Raw genomic sequence first — 16,746 nt, 5'->3', positions numbered from 1 at the left:
CGCGGCAACGGCTGCGCCCGAGTCATCCAATCGCGCCACCCATGAAGGCGTCGCTTCGTGTGCGGGGTCCACCTGCCACAGCCGTCAGGTGGATTCCGGCGTCAACGTGCGCCAGAACGAACTGATTACCTGGCAGGACCCGTCCAGTGTCGCGGGCGCTCACAGCCGCGCCTATCGCGTGGTCTACGAAGCGCGCGGCGAGGCGATCGCCCGCAAGATGGGGCTGAACGCCGACGGGGTCGCGCGCCAGTGCCTGGGCTGCCACTCAGACCCGGCCGCCGGCGGGCGCGGGGCGCGCTTCCAGTCGTCCGACGGGGTGGGTTGCGAGGCCTGTCACGGCGGTTCCGGGGCCTGGTTGGCCAGCCACCGCACCGTGACCGGTACGCACGCCGACAATATCTCCCGCGGCATGCGCGCCCTGGAGAATCCCAAGGTCCGCGCCGGCGTCTGTCTGGATTGCCACTTCGGCGGCTCCAAGCCCGGCCAGTTCGTCAGTCACGAGATCATGGCCGCCGGCCACCCACGCGTCGCCTTCGAACTCGACCTGTTCTCCAGCCTGCAGCAGCACTGGGACGTCGACGCCGACTATGTGAAGCGCAAGACCTATGCGGGCGGCGTCAAGACCTGGGCCGTCGGCCAGGCCATGGCGCTGGACCGCGCGCTGACCCTCTACGGCACGTCCGGGCGCGGGCAGGGCGCGTTCCCCGAGCTGTACTTCTTCGACTGCCACGCCTGCCACCGCCAGATCTCGGACGATCCGAAGGCGCGGCCGCAATGGCAGGCCAACCCCGGACGGCCGATCCCGGCGGGCACGCCGCCCTTCAACGACGAGAACATGATCATGCTCTCGGCCGCGGCAAAGGTGGTGGCGCCGGCCCTGGGGGCGCGGCTCGACGCCGACAGCCGCGCCTTCCACGTCGCCCTGGCCCGCGACAAGGCTGAGTCCGTGCGGGCCGCCGCCAAGCTGGCGGCCACGGCCCGGGCCCTGTCCGACGCCTTCGCCGCCCGCAATTTCTCGCGGGCCGAGACGCTGGCCATCGTCGACGCGATCCTCCAGGGCGAGATCACGCGGCGCTACACCGACTATGCCGGCAGTGCGCAGGCGGTGATGGCGGCCGACACCCTGCTGAACGCCATGGCCAACTCCGGCCAGGTGGACCGCGGGGCCGTCTCGCGGATGCGGCCGAACCTGGACCGCGCCTATGCCCAGGTGCGCGATCCCAACAATTATCGCCCCGACGCTTTCCGCGCGTCGCTTACCCAGGTGGCGCAGGCCGCGAGGTCGTTGAGATGAGTTCCGTTTCGCGCTGGGCCGTGTCCGTGGCCGCGTTGGCGCTGGCGTCGTGTGGCGGCGGCGGCGGAGGAGGCGGGGGCACGACTACTCCGCCGCCGACCACGCCACCGCCCTCGGCGCCGACCTACACCCTGCCCGCCGCACAGGCGCTGACCTCGGCCGACGTCCAGCAGGTGATCGCCCAGGCCGTGGCCGAGGCGCGCGCACGCAACCTGCCGGCGGTGATCGCGGTGACCGACCGGGTCGGCAACGTGCTGGCCGTCTATTCGATGACCGGCGCGCGGGCGAGCGCGACCCTGCGCGCGGCGCCCAACGGCCAGAACATGGACGCCCAGGGCGTTGTCGTGCCGGCGACCGGGGCGGCGATCGCCAAGGCCATTACCGGCGCCTACCTGTCTTCGGGCGGCAACGCATTCTCGACCCGCACGGCCAGCCAGATCGTGCAGGAGCATTTCCCGCCCGCCCCCTCGACCGTGGGCCTGGAGAGCGGGCCGCTGTTCGGCGTGCAGTTTTCGTCCCTGCCGTGCTCGGACGTCACCACCCGCACGGCCACCGCCAGCATCGGCCCGCGCCGTTCGCCTCTGGGGCTGGCCGCCGATCCGGGCGGCTTCCCGCTGTACAAGAACGGCGTCCTCGTGGGCGGCGTCGGCGTCATGGCTGACGGCGACTACGGCTTCGACAAGAACACCCTGGACACCGACGACGACGGGGAGGAGGCCATCGCCTACGCCGCGGCCACCGGCTTCGACGCGCCCACCGACATCCGGGCCGAGCGGGTGACGGTGGACGGGACCACCCTGCGCTTCAGCGACGCCAGCGCCGCGACCCTGCGCTCGGTCCCGGCCAGCGCGCCGGCCTTCGGCAGCCTGCCGGCCGGGACGGGGACCTTCACCGCGGTCACCGGGTATTACGCGGGCGGCGGCGCCGTCGCCGGCGCGACCTACGGGACCGAGGCCTCGGGCCTGCGCCTGGCCTCGACCGCCGAATTCTCGAACGCCAGCGCCATGGTGCTGACCAACGGCGCCGGCCAGAACCGCTTCCCGATCCGCGCCGGCACCGACGCCGCCGATGGGCTGACGGCGCTGACCGAGGCCGAGGTGCGGGCGATCCTGGAAGAGGCCTTCACCGTCATGAGCCGGGCGCGCGCGCAGATCCGCCGCCCGCTGGACAGCCGCGCCCAGGTTTCGATCACCGTCGTCGACAGCCGCGGCCAGATCCTTGGCATCGTCCGCTCGCCCGACGCTCCGGTGTTCGGCATCGACGTCTCCGCACAGAAGGCGCGGACGGCCAGCTTCTTCTCGGGAACCTTCGCCGCCGCCGAGCTGGGCGCCGACCCCAGCGCCGACGTGCGCGGGTTCGTGCAGAAGACCCGCGATTTCTTCGCCGACCCGGCGGCGTTGACCGGCAAGACGGCGTTCGGGGCACGCAGCATCGGCAACCTGGCTCGTCCATATTTCCCGGACGGCGAGGTCGGCCGGCCCAACGGCCCGCTGTCGCGTCCGATCGCCCAGTGGAGCCCTCTCTCCACCGGCCTGCAGTCGGCGCTCATCATCGGCAACGTCGGCCAGCACCTGAACTTTATCACCGGCGCCGCAGCCGCCGACACGCCTCAGCGCTGCACGTCGCTGCCCGAGGTGGCGGCCGGTCAGAACCGGCTGCAGAACGGCATCCAGATCTTCCCGGGCGGCGTGCCGATCTATCGTGGCGGCCGGCTGGTGGGTGGCGTCGGGGTTTCAGGCGACGGCATCGACCAGGACGACATGATCTCGTTCCTGGGCCTCTACAACGGCGGCGCCCGGGTCCAAACCCTGTCCAACGCGGCGGCCGCGATGCGCGCCGACCAGCTGGTGGTCGGTCCGACGGCTCCGGCGCGGCTGCGTTACGTCAGCTGCCCGTTCGCGCCGTTCCTCGACACGGCCGATCAGAATGTGTGCCAGGGGAAATAGGCGTGCGCTCCGGCTCCCTCCTGGCCCTGACCGCCTTCGCCGCCCTCGCCGGGCAGGCGCAGGCTGCGCCGGGCCACGCGAAGCCGACGTTGACGATCGACGACATCCTGGAAGGTCGCGCGCTCACCCAACTGGCTGCGCTCGACGGCCGCTTGGCGGCGAAGGCGCAGGCCGTCCCGCACGCAGAGCCGCAGGCGGCCGCGCCTGCGGCCGACGCTTCGCCGCCGACCGAGGGCGAGCCGCCGCCGACCATCGATGACATCCTGGACGGCCGTCGTATCCCCGGCCGGGTCAAGGAACTGCCGCCGCCGGTGGTGCAGGACAATCCTGGCGCGGTGCGCGCGCCCCCCCCGGAAGCCTTCCCGCACGACGAGGTGCCGATTCCCGACCGCTGGCGGCTGGCCGGGGCGCTGGGCGTCACCAAGCCGCGCTGGTTCGACCCCTACAATCAGAACTTCCTGAAAGGCGACCTGCCCATCAAGGGCACGCACGACTGGTTCTTCGCCTTCACCGGCGTCTCCGACACCGTGATCGAGCCGCGCAGCTTCCCGATCCCGGTGGGGGTGCAGACCACGTCGCGGCCGGGCAGCCTGGACGTGTTCGGCAAGCCGACCAGCCTGGTGCTGGCGCAGACGTTCATCGCGGCGGCCTCGATCATCAAGGGCTCCACCGCCTACAAGCCGCCCGAGATCGAGTTCCGCGTCGCCCTGGCCTTCCAGGACAACTACGTGGACGTGCCCGAGAAGCGCGTCCTCTACGTCGAGCCCAGCAAGCCGACCCACCGCAACGACGCGTTCGTGGGGGTGCAGGAGGTGTTCCTCGACTACCACCTGCGCAACGTGTCCGACCGCTACGACTTCGACAGCGTGCGGGTGGGCATCCAGCCGTTTTCCAGCGACTTCCGCGGCTTCCTGTTCCAGGACAATCAGCTCGGCGTCCGCCTGTTCGGCAACCGCGACAACAACCGCTTCCAATACAATCTGGCGGCCTTCTGGCGGGTCGAAAAGGACACCAACTCGGGCCTGAACGACATCACCCAGGACCTGCGCGACGATTTCGTGCTCGTGGGTAACCTCTATCGCCAGGACCTGCCGCTCCCGGGCCTCACGAGCCAGGTGACGGTGATCCACAACCGCAACCGCGAAGGCGACGAGATCTACGTCGACAAGAACGGTTTCCCGCAGCGGCCGGCCCTGCTGGGCAGCCTGCGCGGCCGCGACTACGACGTGACCTACCTAGGCTACAGCGCCGACGGCCGGATCGGCCGGATCAACCTGACCGCCTCCGCGTACTACGCATTTGGCGAGGATCGCAGCAGCATCTTCACCGACCGGAAGGCCAAGATCCGCAGCTACTTCATAGCGGCCGAGCCCTCGATCGATTTCAGCTGGGTGCGCCTGCGCTTGCAGGGTCTCTATGCCTCCGGCGACAAGAACCCGTATGACAACAAGGAAACCGGCTACGACGCGATCTTCGAGAACCCGCAGTTCGCGGGCTCCGATACCAGCTACTGGATCCGCCAGACCATCCCGGCGGCAGGCGCCGGTCGCGCGATCGGGATCAACGGCCGCAACGGCGTGCTGAATAGCCTACGGTCGTCGAAGGAAGAGGGGCAGTCGAACTTCAACAACCCGGGCACCATCCTGCTGGGCGGCGGCGCCGACTTCGATGTGACGCCGGAGCTGCGCGTCTCCACCAACATCAACCACATCGCGTTCTCGAACACCGCCGTCCTGCAGGCGCTGCGGATGGAAGGTTCGATCCCGAAGGCGCTGGGCTGGGACGCGTCGGTCTCCACGATCTGGCGCCCGCACATGACCCAGAACATCGTCTTCCGCGCCTCGGCGGCCGCGTTCGACCCGGGCAAGGGCTTCAACGACCTGTTCGCCAACAGCGAGCGCAATAAGCGCTACTATTCCATCCTGCTGAACGCAGTTCTGAGCTTCTAGGGATAAGATGTTGAAATTCAGGACAAATTGGCTGAGAATAGGAGCGCTGATCGCAGTGGCTCTGCTCGCGCCCCTGTCCTCGAAGGCCAGCGACGCGGAAAAGCCGGTCGCCCGTACCTATCCTGTTTTCCCCGCAGCCAAGCTCGGCATGACCGACGTCGAGGCGGATCAGGCAAGCGCCGGCTGCGTCACCTGCCACACCGACTCCGACGCCAAGACCATGCACGTCTCGCAGGCGGTGAAGCTGGGCTGCGCCTCCTGCCACGGCGGCGACGCCTCAGTGATGGCGCCGGCGGGTCTGGCCAAGTCCGCGGCGCAGTACGCCACGCTGCGCGACCGCGCCCACGTGCTGCCGAGGTATCCGAAGACTTGGCACTATCCCAGCTCGGCCAATCCGAAGCAGAGCTACACGCTCCTGAACAAGGAGAGCCCCGAGTTCATCCGCTTCATCAACCCGTCCGACTATCGTGTGGCGCGCCAGTCTTGCGGCGCTTGCCACATGGAGCTGATCGAGAAGGCCGAGCGCTCGCTCATGGCCACCGGGGCGATGTTCTTCGGCGGCGCGTCCTACAACAACGGGATCCTGCCCTTTAAGAACTATGTCCTGGGCGAGGCCTACACGGCGCATGGCGAGCCGGCCCGTCTGCTGTCGCCCGGCAGCCCGCACGGCACGGTGACGCCGGCGCAGGCCAAGCGCGGCGCCCTGCCGACCCTCTATCCCGCGCCGACCTGGCAGGTGACCCCGCCCGGCGACATCTTCCGCGTGTTCGAACGCGGCGGCCGCAACATCAACACCCAGTTCGCCGAGGTGGGACTGCCCAACGCCAACGGCCAGCTCCAGCGCCTGGAGGAACCGGGCCGTCCCGACATCCGTCAGTCGAACCGCGGCCCCGGCACCGGCCTGCGGGCGGCCATCCCGCTGCTCAACATCCACAAGACCCGCCTGAACGACCCCTTCACCTGGTTCCTGGGCACCAACGACCAGCCGGGCGACTACCGCTCCTCGGGCTGCGCCTCATGCCACGTGGTCTACGCCAACAACCGCCAGCCGCACGCCAGCTCGACCTGGGCCCAGTACGGCCGCGACGGGCAGAGCGCCCAGGCGGACCCGACGATCTCGAAGGAAGAGTCCGGACACCCGATCAAACACGCCTTCACGCGCGCCATCCCCACGGCCCAGTGCATGAACTGCCATATGCACCAGCCCAACATGTTCGTGAACACCTACCTCGGCTACACGATGTGGGACTACGAGGCCGACGCTCCCTTCATGTGGCCCGAGCGGCAGAAGTACCCGACGTCCGCGGAAATGCGGAAGGTGCTGGACCGCAACCCCGAGGGCGCGGCGCCGCGCGGCAAATGGGCCGATCTCGACTTCCTGCGCAATGTCTTCGGCCTGAACACCAAGCTGAAGGACACCCAGTTCGCCGACTATCACGGCCACGGCTGGAACTTCCGCGCCATCTTCAAGCGCGACCGCGACGGCCAGCTCCTGGACAAGGACGGCGCCGTCATCGCCAACGACGACCCCGAGAAGTTCCACAAGGCCGGCGCGCCCGAGTTCACGCCCGTGGGCCAGAACGCGCCGGGCAAGGCGGTCCACATGATGGACATCCATGCCGAGAAGGGCATGCAGTGCGCCGACTGCCACTTCAGCCAGGACAGCCACGGCTCGGGCCTGATCATGGGCGAGGTGGCCAACGCCGTGGAGATCCGCTGCAAGGACTGCCACGGCACGTCCTCGGCCTATCCGACCCTCCGCACCTCCGGCCCGGCGGCCGACCCGAAGGGCAACGACCTGACCCTGCTGCGCAACCCCGACGGCCAGCGCCGGTTCGAGTGGCTGGAGCGCGACGGCCGCCAGGTGCTGATCCAGCGCTCGCTGGTCGATCCCAAGCTGGAGTGGCGCATCAAGCTGACCAAGGACACGGTCGACCGCGCCTCGCCCGACTTCAACGCCAAGTCCGCCCGCGCCAAGCTGATGAGCAAGATCAGCCAGGACGGAAAGCCGTTCACCTGGGGCCCCGGCGTGGCGCCCGGCAATCGCGCGCACAACGACGACGAGATGGAATGCTTCGCCTGCCACACCTCGTGGACCACGGCCTGCGCCGGCTGCCACCTGCCCATCGAGGCCAACTGGAAGACCACCACCCACAAGTACGAGGGCGAGGAGACCCGGAACTACGCGACCTACAACCCGCAGGTCGCCCGGGACGACATGTACCAGCTGGGCGTCCATTCCACGACGAAGGGCTCGACCATCGCCCCGGTGCGTTCGTCCTCGGCCCTGGTGCTGTCCTCGACCAACGTCAATCGCGAGCGGATCTATGTGCAGCAGCCGCCGATCGCCGCCTCGGGCTTCTCCAGCCAGGCCTTCGCGCCGCACTTCCCGCACACGGTGCGGACCACCGAGACCAAGACCTGCTCGGACTGCCACGTCTCCGCGGCGAACGACAACAACGCGATCATGGCCCAGCTCCTGCTGCTGGGGACCAACTTCGTGAACTTCGTGGGCCAGAACGCCTGGGTCGGCCTGGAGGGCGGTATCGAGGCCGTCCGCGTCTCGGAATGGAGCGAGCCGCAGGCGGTGTTCGGCTCCTACCTGCAGAAATACGCCTATCCCGACTTCTACAAGCTGCACGTCGAGCAGAATAAGCGCGAGCTGAAGAACTGGCGCCGCGGCAAGCCCTTCGCGAAGGGCCTTTCGGGCGGCGAGGAGGACAGCGCCGAGGAGATCTCGAACTTCCACTCCAAGACCGACGGGGCGGCCCGCTGCCTCCAGCTGCGCGGCGAGTACATGTTCGTCGCCGAAGGGAAGGGCGGCTTCCGCGTGTTCGACGCCGCCAGCGTCGCCAACAAGGGCGTGTCGCAGCGGGTGATCGCCGCGCCGTTCTCGCCGCTGGGCCACAACACCCACGTGCCGTCGAAGAACGCCACCTGCATGGCGCTGCCGACCAACCAGAACATCGCACCGCTCCGCAACGAGGCGATGAAGACGATGATGGTGAAGGACTTGGCCGGCGGCCCCGACATCAGCCTGCTGCAGGCCAATCAGGAGCAGGCCTTCCACCCGCTCTATTCCTACGCCGTCGTCACCGACAGCGAGGAAGGGCTGATCCTCGTCAACGTGAACACCCTGGCCGACGGCGAGCCGCGCAACAACATGCTGAAGCGGGCGGTGACCTGGAACGAGGGCGGCGTGCTGAAGGGCGCGCGGCACATCACGCTGGGCGGCCACTACGCCTACATCGCCGCCGACGCCGGCCTGGTGGTGGTCGACCTGAACGACCCGCTGAAGCCGCGGCACGTCACCACCGTGGCGCTGCCCGACGTGCGCGGCTCGGCGCTGCAGTTCCGCTACCTGTGGGTCACCACCGCCCGCGGCCTGGAAGTTCTGGACGTGACCAGGCTGGACCAGCCCCGGCTGGTCGAAGGCGCCACGATCCCGCTGGTGGATGCGCGGCGGGTCTATGTCGCCCGCACCTTCGCCTATGTGGCGGCCAAGAAGGACGGCTTGGTCATCGTCGATGTGAAGAACCCGGAGCGGCCGCGCCTGTATCAGAAGTTCGACGCCGGCGGCGCGCTGAACGACGCCGAGGACGTGGTGGTCGCCTCGACCAACGCCTCGCTGTTCGCCTACGTCGCCGACGGGCGAAACGGCATGAAGGTGCTGCAGCTCATCAGCCCCTCAAGCCAGCCCAACTTCTACGGCTTCTCGCCGCCGCCGAAGCCCGAACTGATCGCCTGGGCGAGGACCCCGACCCCGGCCCTGGCGCTGTCGAAGGGCCTGGACCGCGACCGCGCCGTCGACGAGACCGGGGGCCAGATGGCCATCTTCGGCCGCCTGGGCTCGCGCCCCTTCACGCGACCCGAGATGGAGCGCTTCTTCACCGATCAGTGGGGCCGCCCGTACCGGGTCAGCGACGAGGTCGACATGGCCGGTTGGCTGGGCCCGCGGACCACGGGGCAGGCCGACCGTTGACTTCGGGGGACCAAGCCGACTCTGCTCATTGGAAACCCACCATGGGTCCCCCGGATCGCGCGATGCGCGACCGTGGGATGAGAAGCGTGGGGGCTGCTAGCCCGCCGCCTCGATCCGCGTCGTGTAGGCCGGGATGGGCACGGGCACGCCCTTCAGGTCGATCTCGCCGACCGCCTCGATGGGCACGTCGTTCTTCGCCAGCTTGAGCGTGTCGCCGGAGAACAGGATGCGGGTGCCGAAGGTCTTGTTGGCGGCTTCGAGGCGGGCGGCGATCACCACCACCTCGCCATAGGCGGTATAGTTGAACCGGCGCTCGCCGCCGAAATTGCCCACCAGGCCGATGCCGGACGACAGGCCCATCCGCGTGTAGCCGAACTTGATGCCGCGCCCGATCATCCGCTCGCGGATTTCCAGCGCATAGAGGTCGATTTCGCGGGCGCAGGCGATGGCGCGGTCGGCGTGGTCGGTGGAGGCGACGGGGGCGCCGAAGATCGCGATGATGCCGTCGCCGGTCATCTTGTCGATCATCGCCTCGTGCTTCCACAGGATGTCGATCACCCCGTCGAAGTACTCGTTGATCACCTCGGAGAAGGTATCCAGGGGCAGGGTGGCCACCAGGGTGGAGAAGTTCTCCAGGTCGGAGATCATCACAGTGATCTCCCGCTCTTCGGCCCCGATCTTCACCTCCTCGCGCCCGTCGACCATCCGGTCGATCACCTGGGGGGCGAGGTAGCGTTCGAGGGTCGAGGAATAGAACGCCCGCTGGTTCTGCAACTCCGCCGCCGCCAGCCGGCTCAGCACGAAGAAGCCGAAGGCGAAGCTGAGCAGGGGCGTGGTCATCGGCACCATCAAGGCGGTGCGGTCGTAGATGGCGAAGGCGCTGAACAGCAGGGTGGCCGCGCCCAGCAGGACGATGCCGATCGACATCCACCAGCGCTGGGTCGAGCGGCCGAGCAGCGCGCCCGCCAACGCCGCCACCAGCGCCATCAGGCCATTCCAGATCGGCCCCGGTCGCAACACGCGGTCGCCCGCCAGCATTTGCGACAGGGCGTGGACATGCACCTCGACGCCGGGCGTACCCTGGGTGTGGCCAGCGCGGTAGCGCAGCGGGGTGATGTGCATGTCCTCCTTCGGCGCATCCGAATCCTGCGTCGCCGAGCGGGTGACGCTGCCGATGAACGCGATCTTGCCCTTCAGCAGGGGCTCCGGAAGGAACGACACGAAGGCGGCGGAATAGGAGGGGGCGATGGCCCCAGTGTTCTCGGCCTGGACGTTCGGGTCGGGCCGGCGATAGCGGATATCGAAGGGCTCGGTCGGCAGCGGCCGGTTCGACACCGCCTGGGCCACGCGGGTGGCGAAGGCGAGGTATTTTCCGGGACGCGGATCGTATCGGCGGATCACGTCGTCGACGTCGACGTGCATCAGCGCCCGCGCGTCGGAATAGAGCACCTTCTTCGAGACCGGGAAGTCGACGCCGGGCGTGCGGCCGGGATCGACCACGGCGATCAGCGGCGCCTTGATGCCGGCGATGCGGCGTTCGAAGTCGGCGAACTCCTCGGGCGAGGACCAGGTGTCCAGGAGATAGTCGACTGCGATGGCCTTCGCGCCCTTCGCGTCCAGGCTGGCGATCAGGTCGCCCAGCCAGGCCTTGTCGATCGGGGCCAGGCAGTGGCACGGCGAGGCCTCGGCCATGGCCTGGCTGGCCGCGTCGTCCATCTTGACGATGACGAAATCGCGCTGCGACGGCGGCGCGCCATACGCCTCGCGGTAGTCGTAGGTCAGGTTTTCCACGAACCGGCCGGGCAGTGTCGTGCCGAGCCAGGTGGCGGCGCCGGCGGCCAGAATCGCCACCGCCAGCGTGACCATCGCGTCGGCGAAGCCCTTGCCGCCCACCGCCCGCAGCCGAGCGACCAGGGCCAGGACCGGGCCGAAGATCCCGGGACGCGCACCCGCTGCCATGGCTCAGGCCAGCTTCCGGAACGGGAAGTTGTAGGTGACCGCCGGCGCGTAGTCGCCGGCCAGGCACATGTGGGTGGTCAGGTTGGGACCGTCGGACATCAGCAGGGCATAGCCCGGCGGCTCTTCCACCAGGATCTCGCGCCCATCCGGCACATGCATGTCGACCTCGGTGAGGTCGAGGGTGAGCTGGATCGAGGTGGCCGGCGCCGCCGAGACCACGTGGCCGGCGAAGACGCCGTTGAACGCGCGGTGGATGTGGCCGCACATCAGCACCTTCACCTGCTTGCGGCCGGTCAGAACCGCTTCCAGGCGGCCCAGCCACGGGGAGTCGGGGTCTGGGTCCATCCACTGGATGCCGCTGGGGATCGGCGGGTGATGCAGGACGACCGCCGTGGGCCGGTCGGGCTCCTCGTCCAGGGTCCTGGCGAGCCAGGCGGCGCGGGCCTCGTCGTATTCGCCGTCGTTGGGGCCGTCGAGCGTGTCGCAGACGACCATCCGCATGCCACCGAAATCGACGGCGTACTGGACGAAGCCGTTCTCGTCCGTCTCCGCGCCCGGGCCGCTGAACACTGCCAGGAAACCCTCGCGGCTATCGTGGTTACCCATGGCGTAGAAGACGGGAATCTCGCTCCCCGCCATCAGGCGCTGGAGCTCGACATACTCCTCGCGCTCGCCCCGGTCGACGAGATCGCCGCTGGCGATGATGGCCACGGGCCGCGGACGCAGATGGTGGATCGCCTGCATCACCTGGCGCAGGCGTTCCTCGTTCCGCCGTTGATTCAGCGGATCCTTCTCCGTTGTCACATGGAGGTCGGTGATCTGCGCAATCGTCAACAAAAGGCCGCCTCCCCAAGCAGCGCGCATGGTCCCGTGTAAATACGAACGCTCAGCGGCGGCGGATGACCAGATTGCGAATTTCCGTCATGTCCTCCATCGCGAAGCGTACGCCTTCGCGCCCCAAGCCGGAGTCCTTGACCCCGCCGTAAGGCATATTGTCCACGCGGTAGCTCGGCACGTCGCCGATAACGACACCTCCCACGTCCAGGTGATCCCACGCGTCGAGCATCTTGTAGAGATCGCGGGTGAACACGCCTGTCTGCAGACCAAACTTGGAGTCGTTCACCTCGTCGAGCGCATCTTTGAAGTTTGTGAACTTCGAAAGGATGGCGACGGGCCCGAATGCCTCTTCGGCGTACAGCGCGGCCTTGCGTCCGACGCCCTCCAGAAGCGTGGCCTCCAGCATCGCGCCCTCGCGCTTGCCGCCCACCAGGAGGGTGGCGCCGTCGGCCACCGCGGCCTGGATCCAGCTGTCCAGGCGCCTGGCTTCCTTCTCGTCGATCATCGGCCCGACGAAGGTGGCCTCCTCGCGCGGGTCGCCGGTGACCAGGGTCTTGGTCCTGGCCACCAGGCGGTCGCGCAATTCCTCGTAGATGTCGGCGTGGATGATGATCCGCTGAACGCCGATGCAGGACTGACCCGACTGGTAGAAGGCGCCGAAGATGATCCGCTCGACGGCGTCGTCCAGGTCGGTGTCGGCATCGACCACCACCGCGGCGTTGCCGCCCAGCTCCAGCACGACCTTCTTCTTCCCAGCCTTGGCCTTCAGGTCCCAGCCGACGGCCGGAGAGCCGGTGAAGGACAGCAGCTTCAGCCGCTCGTCGGTGGTGAACAGATCGGCGCCGTCCCGGTGCGCCGGCAGAATCGAGAAGGCGCCCTTGGGCAGGTCGGTCTCAGCCAGCACCTCGCCGATGATGATGGCGCCCAACGGGGTCCGCGAGGCGGGCTTCATCACGAACGGACAGCCCACCGCCAGCGCCGGGGCGATCTTGTGGGCGGCCAGGTTCAGCGGGAAGTTGAAGGGTGAGATGAACGAGCAGGGGCCGATCGGCACCCGCTTCCACATGCCCTGATAGCCCTTGGCGCGTGGCGAGATGTCCAGCGGCTGGACCTCGCCGGTCATCCGCACCGACTCCTCCGCGGCGATGCGGAAGGTGTCGATCAGGCGGGTGACCTCGCCGCGGGCGTCGCGGATCGGCTTGCCCGCCTCAATACAGAGCGCATAGGCCAACTCGTCGAAGCGCTCCTGGAAACGCTTCACGCAATGAGCCAGCACCTCCTGGCGCGCATAGGCGGGCAGGCGGGCCATGGGCTCCGTCGCCTCGACGCAGGCGGCGATACCCGCGTCGATGGTCTTGGCGTCGGCCTGGGCCACGCGCGTCGCCACCTTGCCCGTGTACTTGTCCGTCACCTCCAGATCGAGGTTCGGGGTCTGGGCCACGTTGGCGAGGTAGAGCGGGTAGGAGTCCTTGAGGGCGGTCATGTGGGATCCTCGAGAGCCGCCGATCAGAGCGCCGCGCTCAGTTCCTTGATCTGCTTGTTCAGGATGCTGTCGTTGTCGGAATAGTCCACCGGGCAATCGATGAGATTCACCCCCGGCGTGTCCAGGCACTTCCTCAGCAGCTCGGGCAGCTCCGAGGCGCTGGAGACGCGGTAGCCGTTGGCCCCGTAGCTCTCGGCGTACTTCACGAAGTCCGGGTTGCCGTAGGTCAGCCCCCAGTCCTTGAAGCCCATGTTGGCCTGCTTCCAGCGGATCATGCCGTAGCTGTTGTCGTTCAGGATCAGCACGGTGATGTTCAGCTTCAGGCGGACCGCGGTCTCCATCTCCTGGCTGTTCATCATGAAGCCGCCGTCGCCGCAGATCGCCATGACCTTGCGGTCCGGGTAGACCATGTTGGAGGCCATGGCCGACGGCAGGCCAGCGCCCATGGTGGCCAGAGCATTGTCCAGCAGCACGGTGTTGGTCATCCGCGCCGGATAGTTGCGGGCGAACCAGATCTTATAGACCCCGTTGTCCAGGCAGATGATCCCGTTGTCCGGCATCGCCTTGCGGACCTGGGCGACCAGGTACTGCGGATAGATGGGGAAGCGCATGTCGTCGTCCGACTTGGCGGTGTGCTCCACCTCCGCGGCGCGCGCCTTGAACATGGCCGAGAAGTCCCAGCCCGCCTGGGGCAGGATGTCTTCCTTGATCTGCCAGATGGCGTTGCCGATGTCGCCGATCACCTCGTACTGCGGGAAGTAGACGGGATCGACCTCGGCCGAGCGGAAGTTGATGTGAATCACCTCCGTGCCGCCGGTCTGCATGAAGAAGGGCGGCTTTTCGATCACGTCGTGGCCGACGTTGATGATCAGGTCGGCCGCGCCGATGGCGCGGTGTACGAAGTCGCCGGCCGACAGGGCCGCGCAGCCCAGGAACTTGGGCGACAGTTCGTCCACCACGCCCTTGCCCAGTTGGGTCGAGACGAACGGGATGCCGGTCTTCTCGATGAACTGGGTGAGCATCCGGCTGGTCATGGTGCGGTTGGCGCCCGCGCCGATCACCAGGATTGGCGACTTGGCCTGCTCGATGCGCTTGGCGGCGGCGCGGATCGACTTCTCGTCGGCCACCGGGCGGCGAGCATTGCTCTTCGGGAAGGGCTTGGACTCGGTCCGCTCGTCGGCGACATCCTCGGGGAACTCGATATGCACTGCGCCGGGCTTTTCCTCCTGGGCTAGGCGGAAGGCTTCGCGCACGCGGCTGGGGATGTTGTCGGCCGAAGCGAGCTGGTGGGTGTACTTGGTCAGCGGCTTCATCATGTCGACCACGTCCAGGATCTGGAACCGGCCCTGCTTGGACTTCTTGATGGGCTTCTGGCCGGTGAGCATCATCATCGGCATGCCGCCGAGCTGGGCGTAGGCGGCAGCGGTGACGAAGTTGGTGGCGCCCGGGCCCAGGGTGGCGACGCACACGCCAGCCTTACCCGTGTGGCGGCCGTAGGTGGCGGCCATGAAGCCCGCGCCCTGTTCGTGACGGGTCAGGATCAACTTGATCTTCGTGGACCGGGACAGGCTGTCCAGGAAATCCAGGTTTTCCTCGCCCGGAACCCCGAAGACGTGCTCGACGCCCTCTTCTTCCAGGCATTGTACGAACAGATCAGACGCTTTGGTCATGACTTATAGCCCCCATCCCAGCGGGGGAGTTGTCGCAAATTCCAGGCTCTTGTGAAGGGGCAAAGAAGAGGCCGGCCGTTTGCGTCCGCAAATGCGCTTAGCCCGTACGGAATTCGAAGCTAAGCTTCTTAAGGGAAGAGCCGCCGGCGCGAGCGTCGCGCTGGTCTATGGGGGACCACATGGCAGTAAGTGATCACGTCGATCTTGCGACGTTCATCGAGGGCGTGAAACGCCGCAATCCGGGCCAGCCGGAATTCGCCCAGGCCGTCCAGGAAGTCGCTGAAGACATCTTCGACTTCATCCGGGACAAGGAACAGTATCACAAGTACCAGATCCTCCGGCGGATCGCCGAGCCGGACCGGGTGATCAGCTTCCGGGTCTGCTGGGAAGACGACAAGGGCAACATCCGCGTGCAGCGCGGCTGGCGCGTCCAGAACAACAACGCCATCGGCCCCTACAAGGGCGGCATCCGCTTCCACCCGTCGGTGACGGAGAGCGTGCTGAAGTTCCTGGCCTTCGAACAGACCTTCAAGAACGCGCTGACCGGCCTGCCCATGGGCGGCGGCAAGGGCGGCGCGAACTTCAACCCGAAGGGCAAGTCCGACAACGAGGTCATGCGCTTCTGCCAGAGCTTCATGAACGAACTCTACCGGCACATCGGCGCCGACGTGGACGTGCCCGCCGGCGACATCGGCGTGGGGGCCCGCGAGATCGGCTACATGTTCGGCCAATACAAGCGCCTGACCAACGAGTTCACCGGCGTGCTGACGGGCAAGGGCCTGGAGTACGGCGGCAGCCTGATCCGCACCGAGGCCACCGGCTACGGCGCGACCTATTTCATGCAGAACATGCTCGCGACCCAGAAGGACGAGATCAAGGGCAAGAAGGCCGTGATTTCCGGCTCGGGCAACGTGGCCACCCACGCGGCCGAGAAGGTCACCCAGCTCGGCGGCAAGGTGCTGACGCTCTCGGATTCCGAGGGCTTCATCTATGACCCCGACGGCATCGACCAGACCAAGATCAACTGGGTCAAGGACCTGAAGAACAAGCGCCGCGGCCGCATCTCCGAGTACGTCAAGGAGTTCACCGGCGCGGAGTTCCACGTGGGCAAGACGCCGTGGAGCGTGCCCTGCGAACTGGCGCTGCCCTGCGCCACCCAGAACGAACTGACGGGCGACGACGCGCGGACCCTGGTGGGCAACGGCTGCATCGCGGTGTCGGAAGGCGCCAACATGCCCACCACCCTGGAAGGCGTACACGTCTTCAAGGACGCCCAGATCCTGTTCGCGCCGGGCAAGGCCGCCAACGCCGGCGGCGTCTCGGTCTCCGGCCTCGAGATGAGCCAGAACTCGGCCCGCATCTCCTGGAAGGAAGAGGAGCTGCAGCGCCTGCTGGTGGACATCATGGCCGGCATCCACGCGTCCTGCGTGGAGTATGGCGGCCGCCCGGGCTCCAAGGTCACCGACTACGTCCGCGGCGCCAACATCGCGGGCTTCAAGAAGGTCGCCGACGCCATGCTGGCGTTCGGGGTGGTGTAGGCCGCTTCACATCGCTGGAAATGCGAACGCCGCCTCGGGCAACCGGGGCGGCGTTTTCCATGGCGCGCCAGCGCCAAAGGAAGACTCG

The 16,746-nt window shown here is 67.7% G+C and carries 9 protein-coding genes; 5 read left to right on the top strand and 4 right to left on the bottom strand.

Annotation, left to right across the window (positions count from 1 at the left end):
• The first annotated feature begins 106 nt into the window (after positions 1-106).
• Genes EPO51_RS03870 through EPO51_RS03855 form a run of 4 tightly spaced genes read left to right on the top strand, consistent with a single transcriptional unit; the run spans position 107 to position 9,171 of the window.
• On the top strand, positions 107-1,294 hold the full coding sequence (locus tag EPO51_RS03870; RefSeq protein WP_293346151.1) for a multiheme c-type cytochrome: 1,188 nt from the start codon (positions 107-109) through the stop codon (positions 1,292-1,294).
• Complete coding sequence (locus EPO51_RS03865; RefSeq protein ID WP_293346149.1) at positions 1,291-3,240, top strand: heme-binding protein; 1,950 nt, start codon at positions 1,291-1,293, stop codon at positions 3,238-3,240. The genes EPO51_RS03870 and EPO51_RS03865 overlap by 4 nt, the downstream gene beginning before the upstream one ends.
• Positions 3,241-3,242: 2 nt before the next feature.
• Positions 3,243-5,189, top strand: a complete 1,947-nt coding sequence (locus EPO51_RS03860; RefSeq protein WP_293346147.1) for a hypothetical protein — start codon at positions 3,243-3,245, stop codon at positions 5,187-5,189.
• Between the two features lie 55 nt (positions 5,190-5,244).
• A complete protein-coding gene (locus EPO51_RS03855; protein ID WP_293346145.1) occupies positions 5,245-9,171 on the top strand; it encodes a hypothetical protein in 3,927 nt (1,308 codons plus the stop codon).
• 96 nt (positions 9,172-9,267) lie between these two features.
• On the opposite strand, the gene EPO51_RS03850 is transcribed toward EPO51_RS03855, so the two are convergent.
• The 4 genes from EPO51_RS03850 to EPO51_RS03835 are packed head-to-tail and all read right to left on the bottom strand — an operon-like array spanning position 9,268 to position 15,120.
• Positions 9,268-11,130, bottom strand: a complete 1,863-nt coding sequence (locus EPO51_RS03850) for an adenylate/guanylate cyclase domain-containing protein (protein WP_293346144.1) — start codon at positions 11,128-11,130, stop codon at positions 9,268-9,270.
• Positions 11,131-11,133: 3 nt separating this feature from the next.
• Positions 11,134-11,964 (bottom strand): phosphodiesterase, encoded by an 831-nt coding sequence (locus EPO51_RS03845; protein ID WP_293346142.1) that lies wholly within the window; start codon positions 11,962-11,964, stop codon positions 11,134-11,136.
• 52 nt (positions 11,965-12,016) lie between these two features.
• A complete protein-coding gene (locus EPO51_RS03840) occupies positions 12,017-13,450 on the bottom strand; it encodes an aldehyde dehydrogenase family protein (RefSeq protein WP_293346140.1) in 1,434 nt (477 codons plus the stop codon).
• 23 nt (positions 13,451-13,473) lie between these two features.
• Complete coding sequence (locus EPO51_RS03835) at positions 13,474-15,120, bottom strand: acetolactate synthase large subunit (RefSeq protein WP_293346138.1); 1,647 nt, start codon at positions 15,118-15,120, stop codon at positions 13,474-13,476.
• 179 nt (positions 15,121-15,299) lie between these two features.
• Between EPO51_RS03835 and gdhA the strand changes: the two genes are divergently transcribed.
• Positions 15,300-16,658 carry an NADP-specific glutamate dehydrogenase gene (gene gdhA, locus EPO51_RS03830; RefSeq protein WP_293346136.1) on the top strand — a complete coding sequence of 453 codons (1,359 nt, stop codon included), beginning with the start codon at positions 15,300-15,302 and terminating at the stop codon, positions 16,656-16,658.
• Positions 16,659-16,746 lie beyond the last annotated feature (88 nt).

This window comes from Phenylobacterium sp. (assembly GCF_004297125.1).
Lineage (GTDB): Bacteria > Pseudomonadota > Alphaproteobacteria > Caulobacterales > Caulobacteraceae > Phenylobacterium.
Note: the sequence above shows the minus strand (reverse complement) of the source record. Positions and strands in the feature narration are given on the sequence as shown.

Bases quoted from the DNA above. Each gene is read 5' to 3' on its own strand.
- EPO51_RS03865 (WP_293346149.1), top strand. From the start codon at position 1,291: ATGAGTTCCGTTTCGCGCTGGGCCGTGTCCGTGGCCGCGTTGGCGCTG.
- EPO51_RS03850 (WP_293346144.1), bottom strand. From the start codon at position 11,130: ATGGCAGCGGGTGCGCGTCCCGGGATCTTCGGCCCGGTCCTGGCCCTG.
- EPO51_RS03840 (WP_293346140.1), bottom strand. From the start codon at position 13,450: ATGACCGCCCTCAAGGACTCCTACCCGCTCTACCTCGCCAACGTGGCC.
- EPO51_RS03835 (WP_293346138.1), bottom strand. From the start codon at position 15,120: ATGACCAAAGCGTCTGATCTGTTCGTACAATGCCTGGAAGAAGAGGGC.
- gdhA (WP_293346136.1), top strand. From the start codon at position 15,300: ATGGCAGTAAGTGATCACGTCGATCTTGCGACGTTCATCGAGGGCGTG.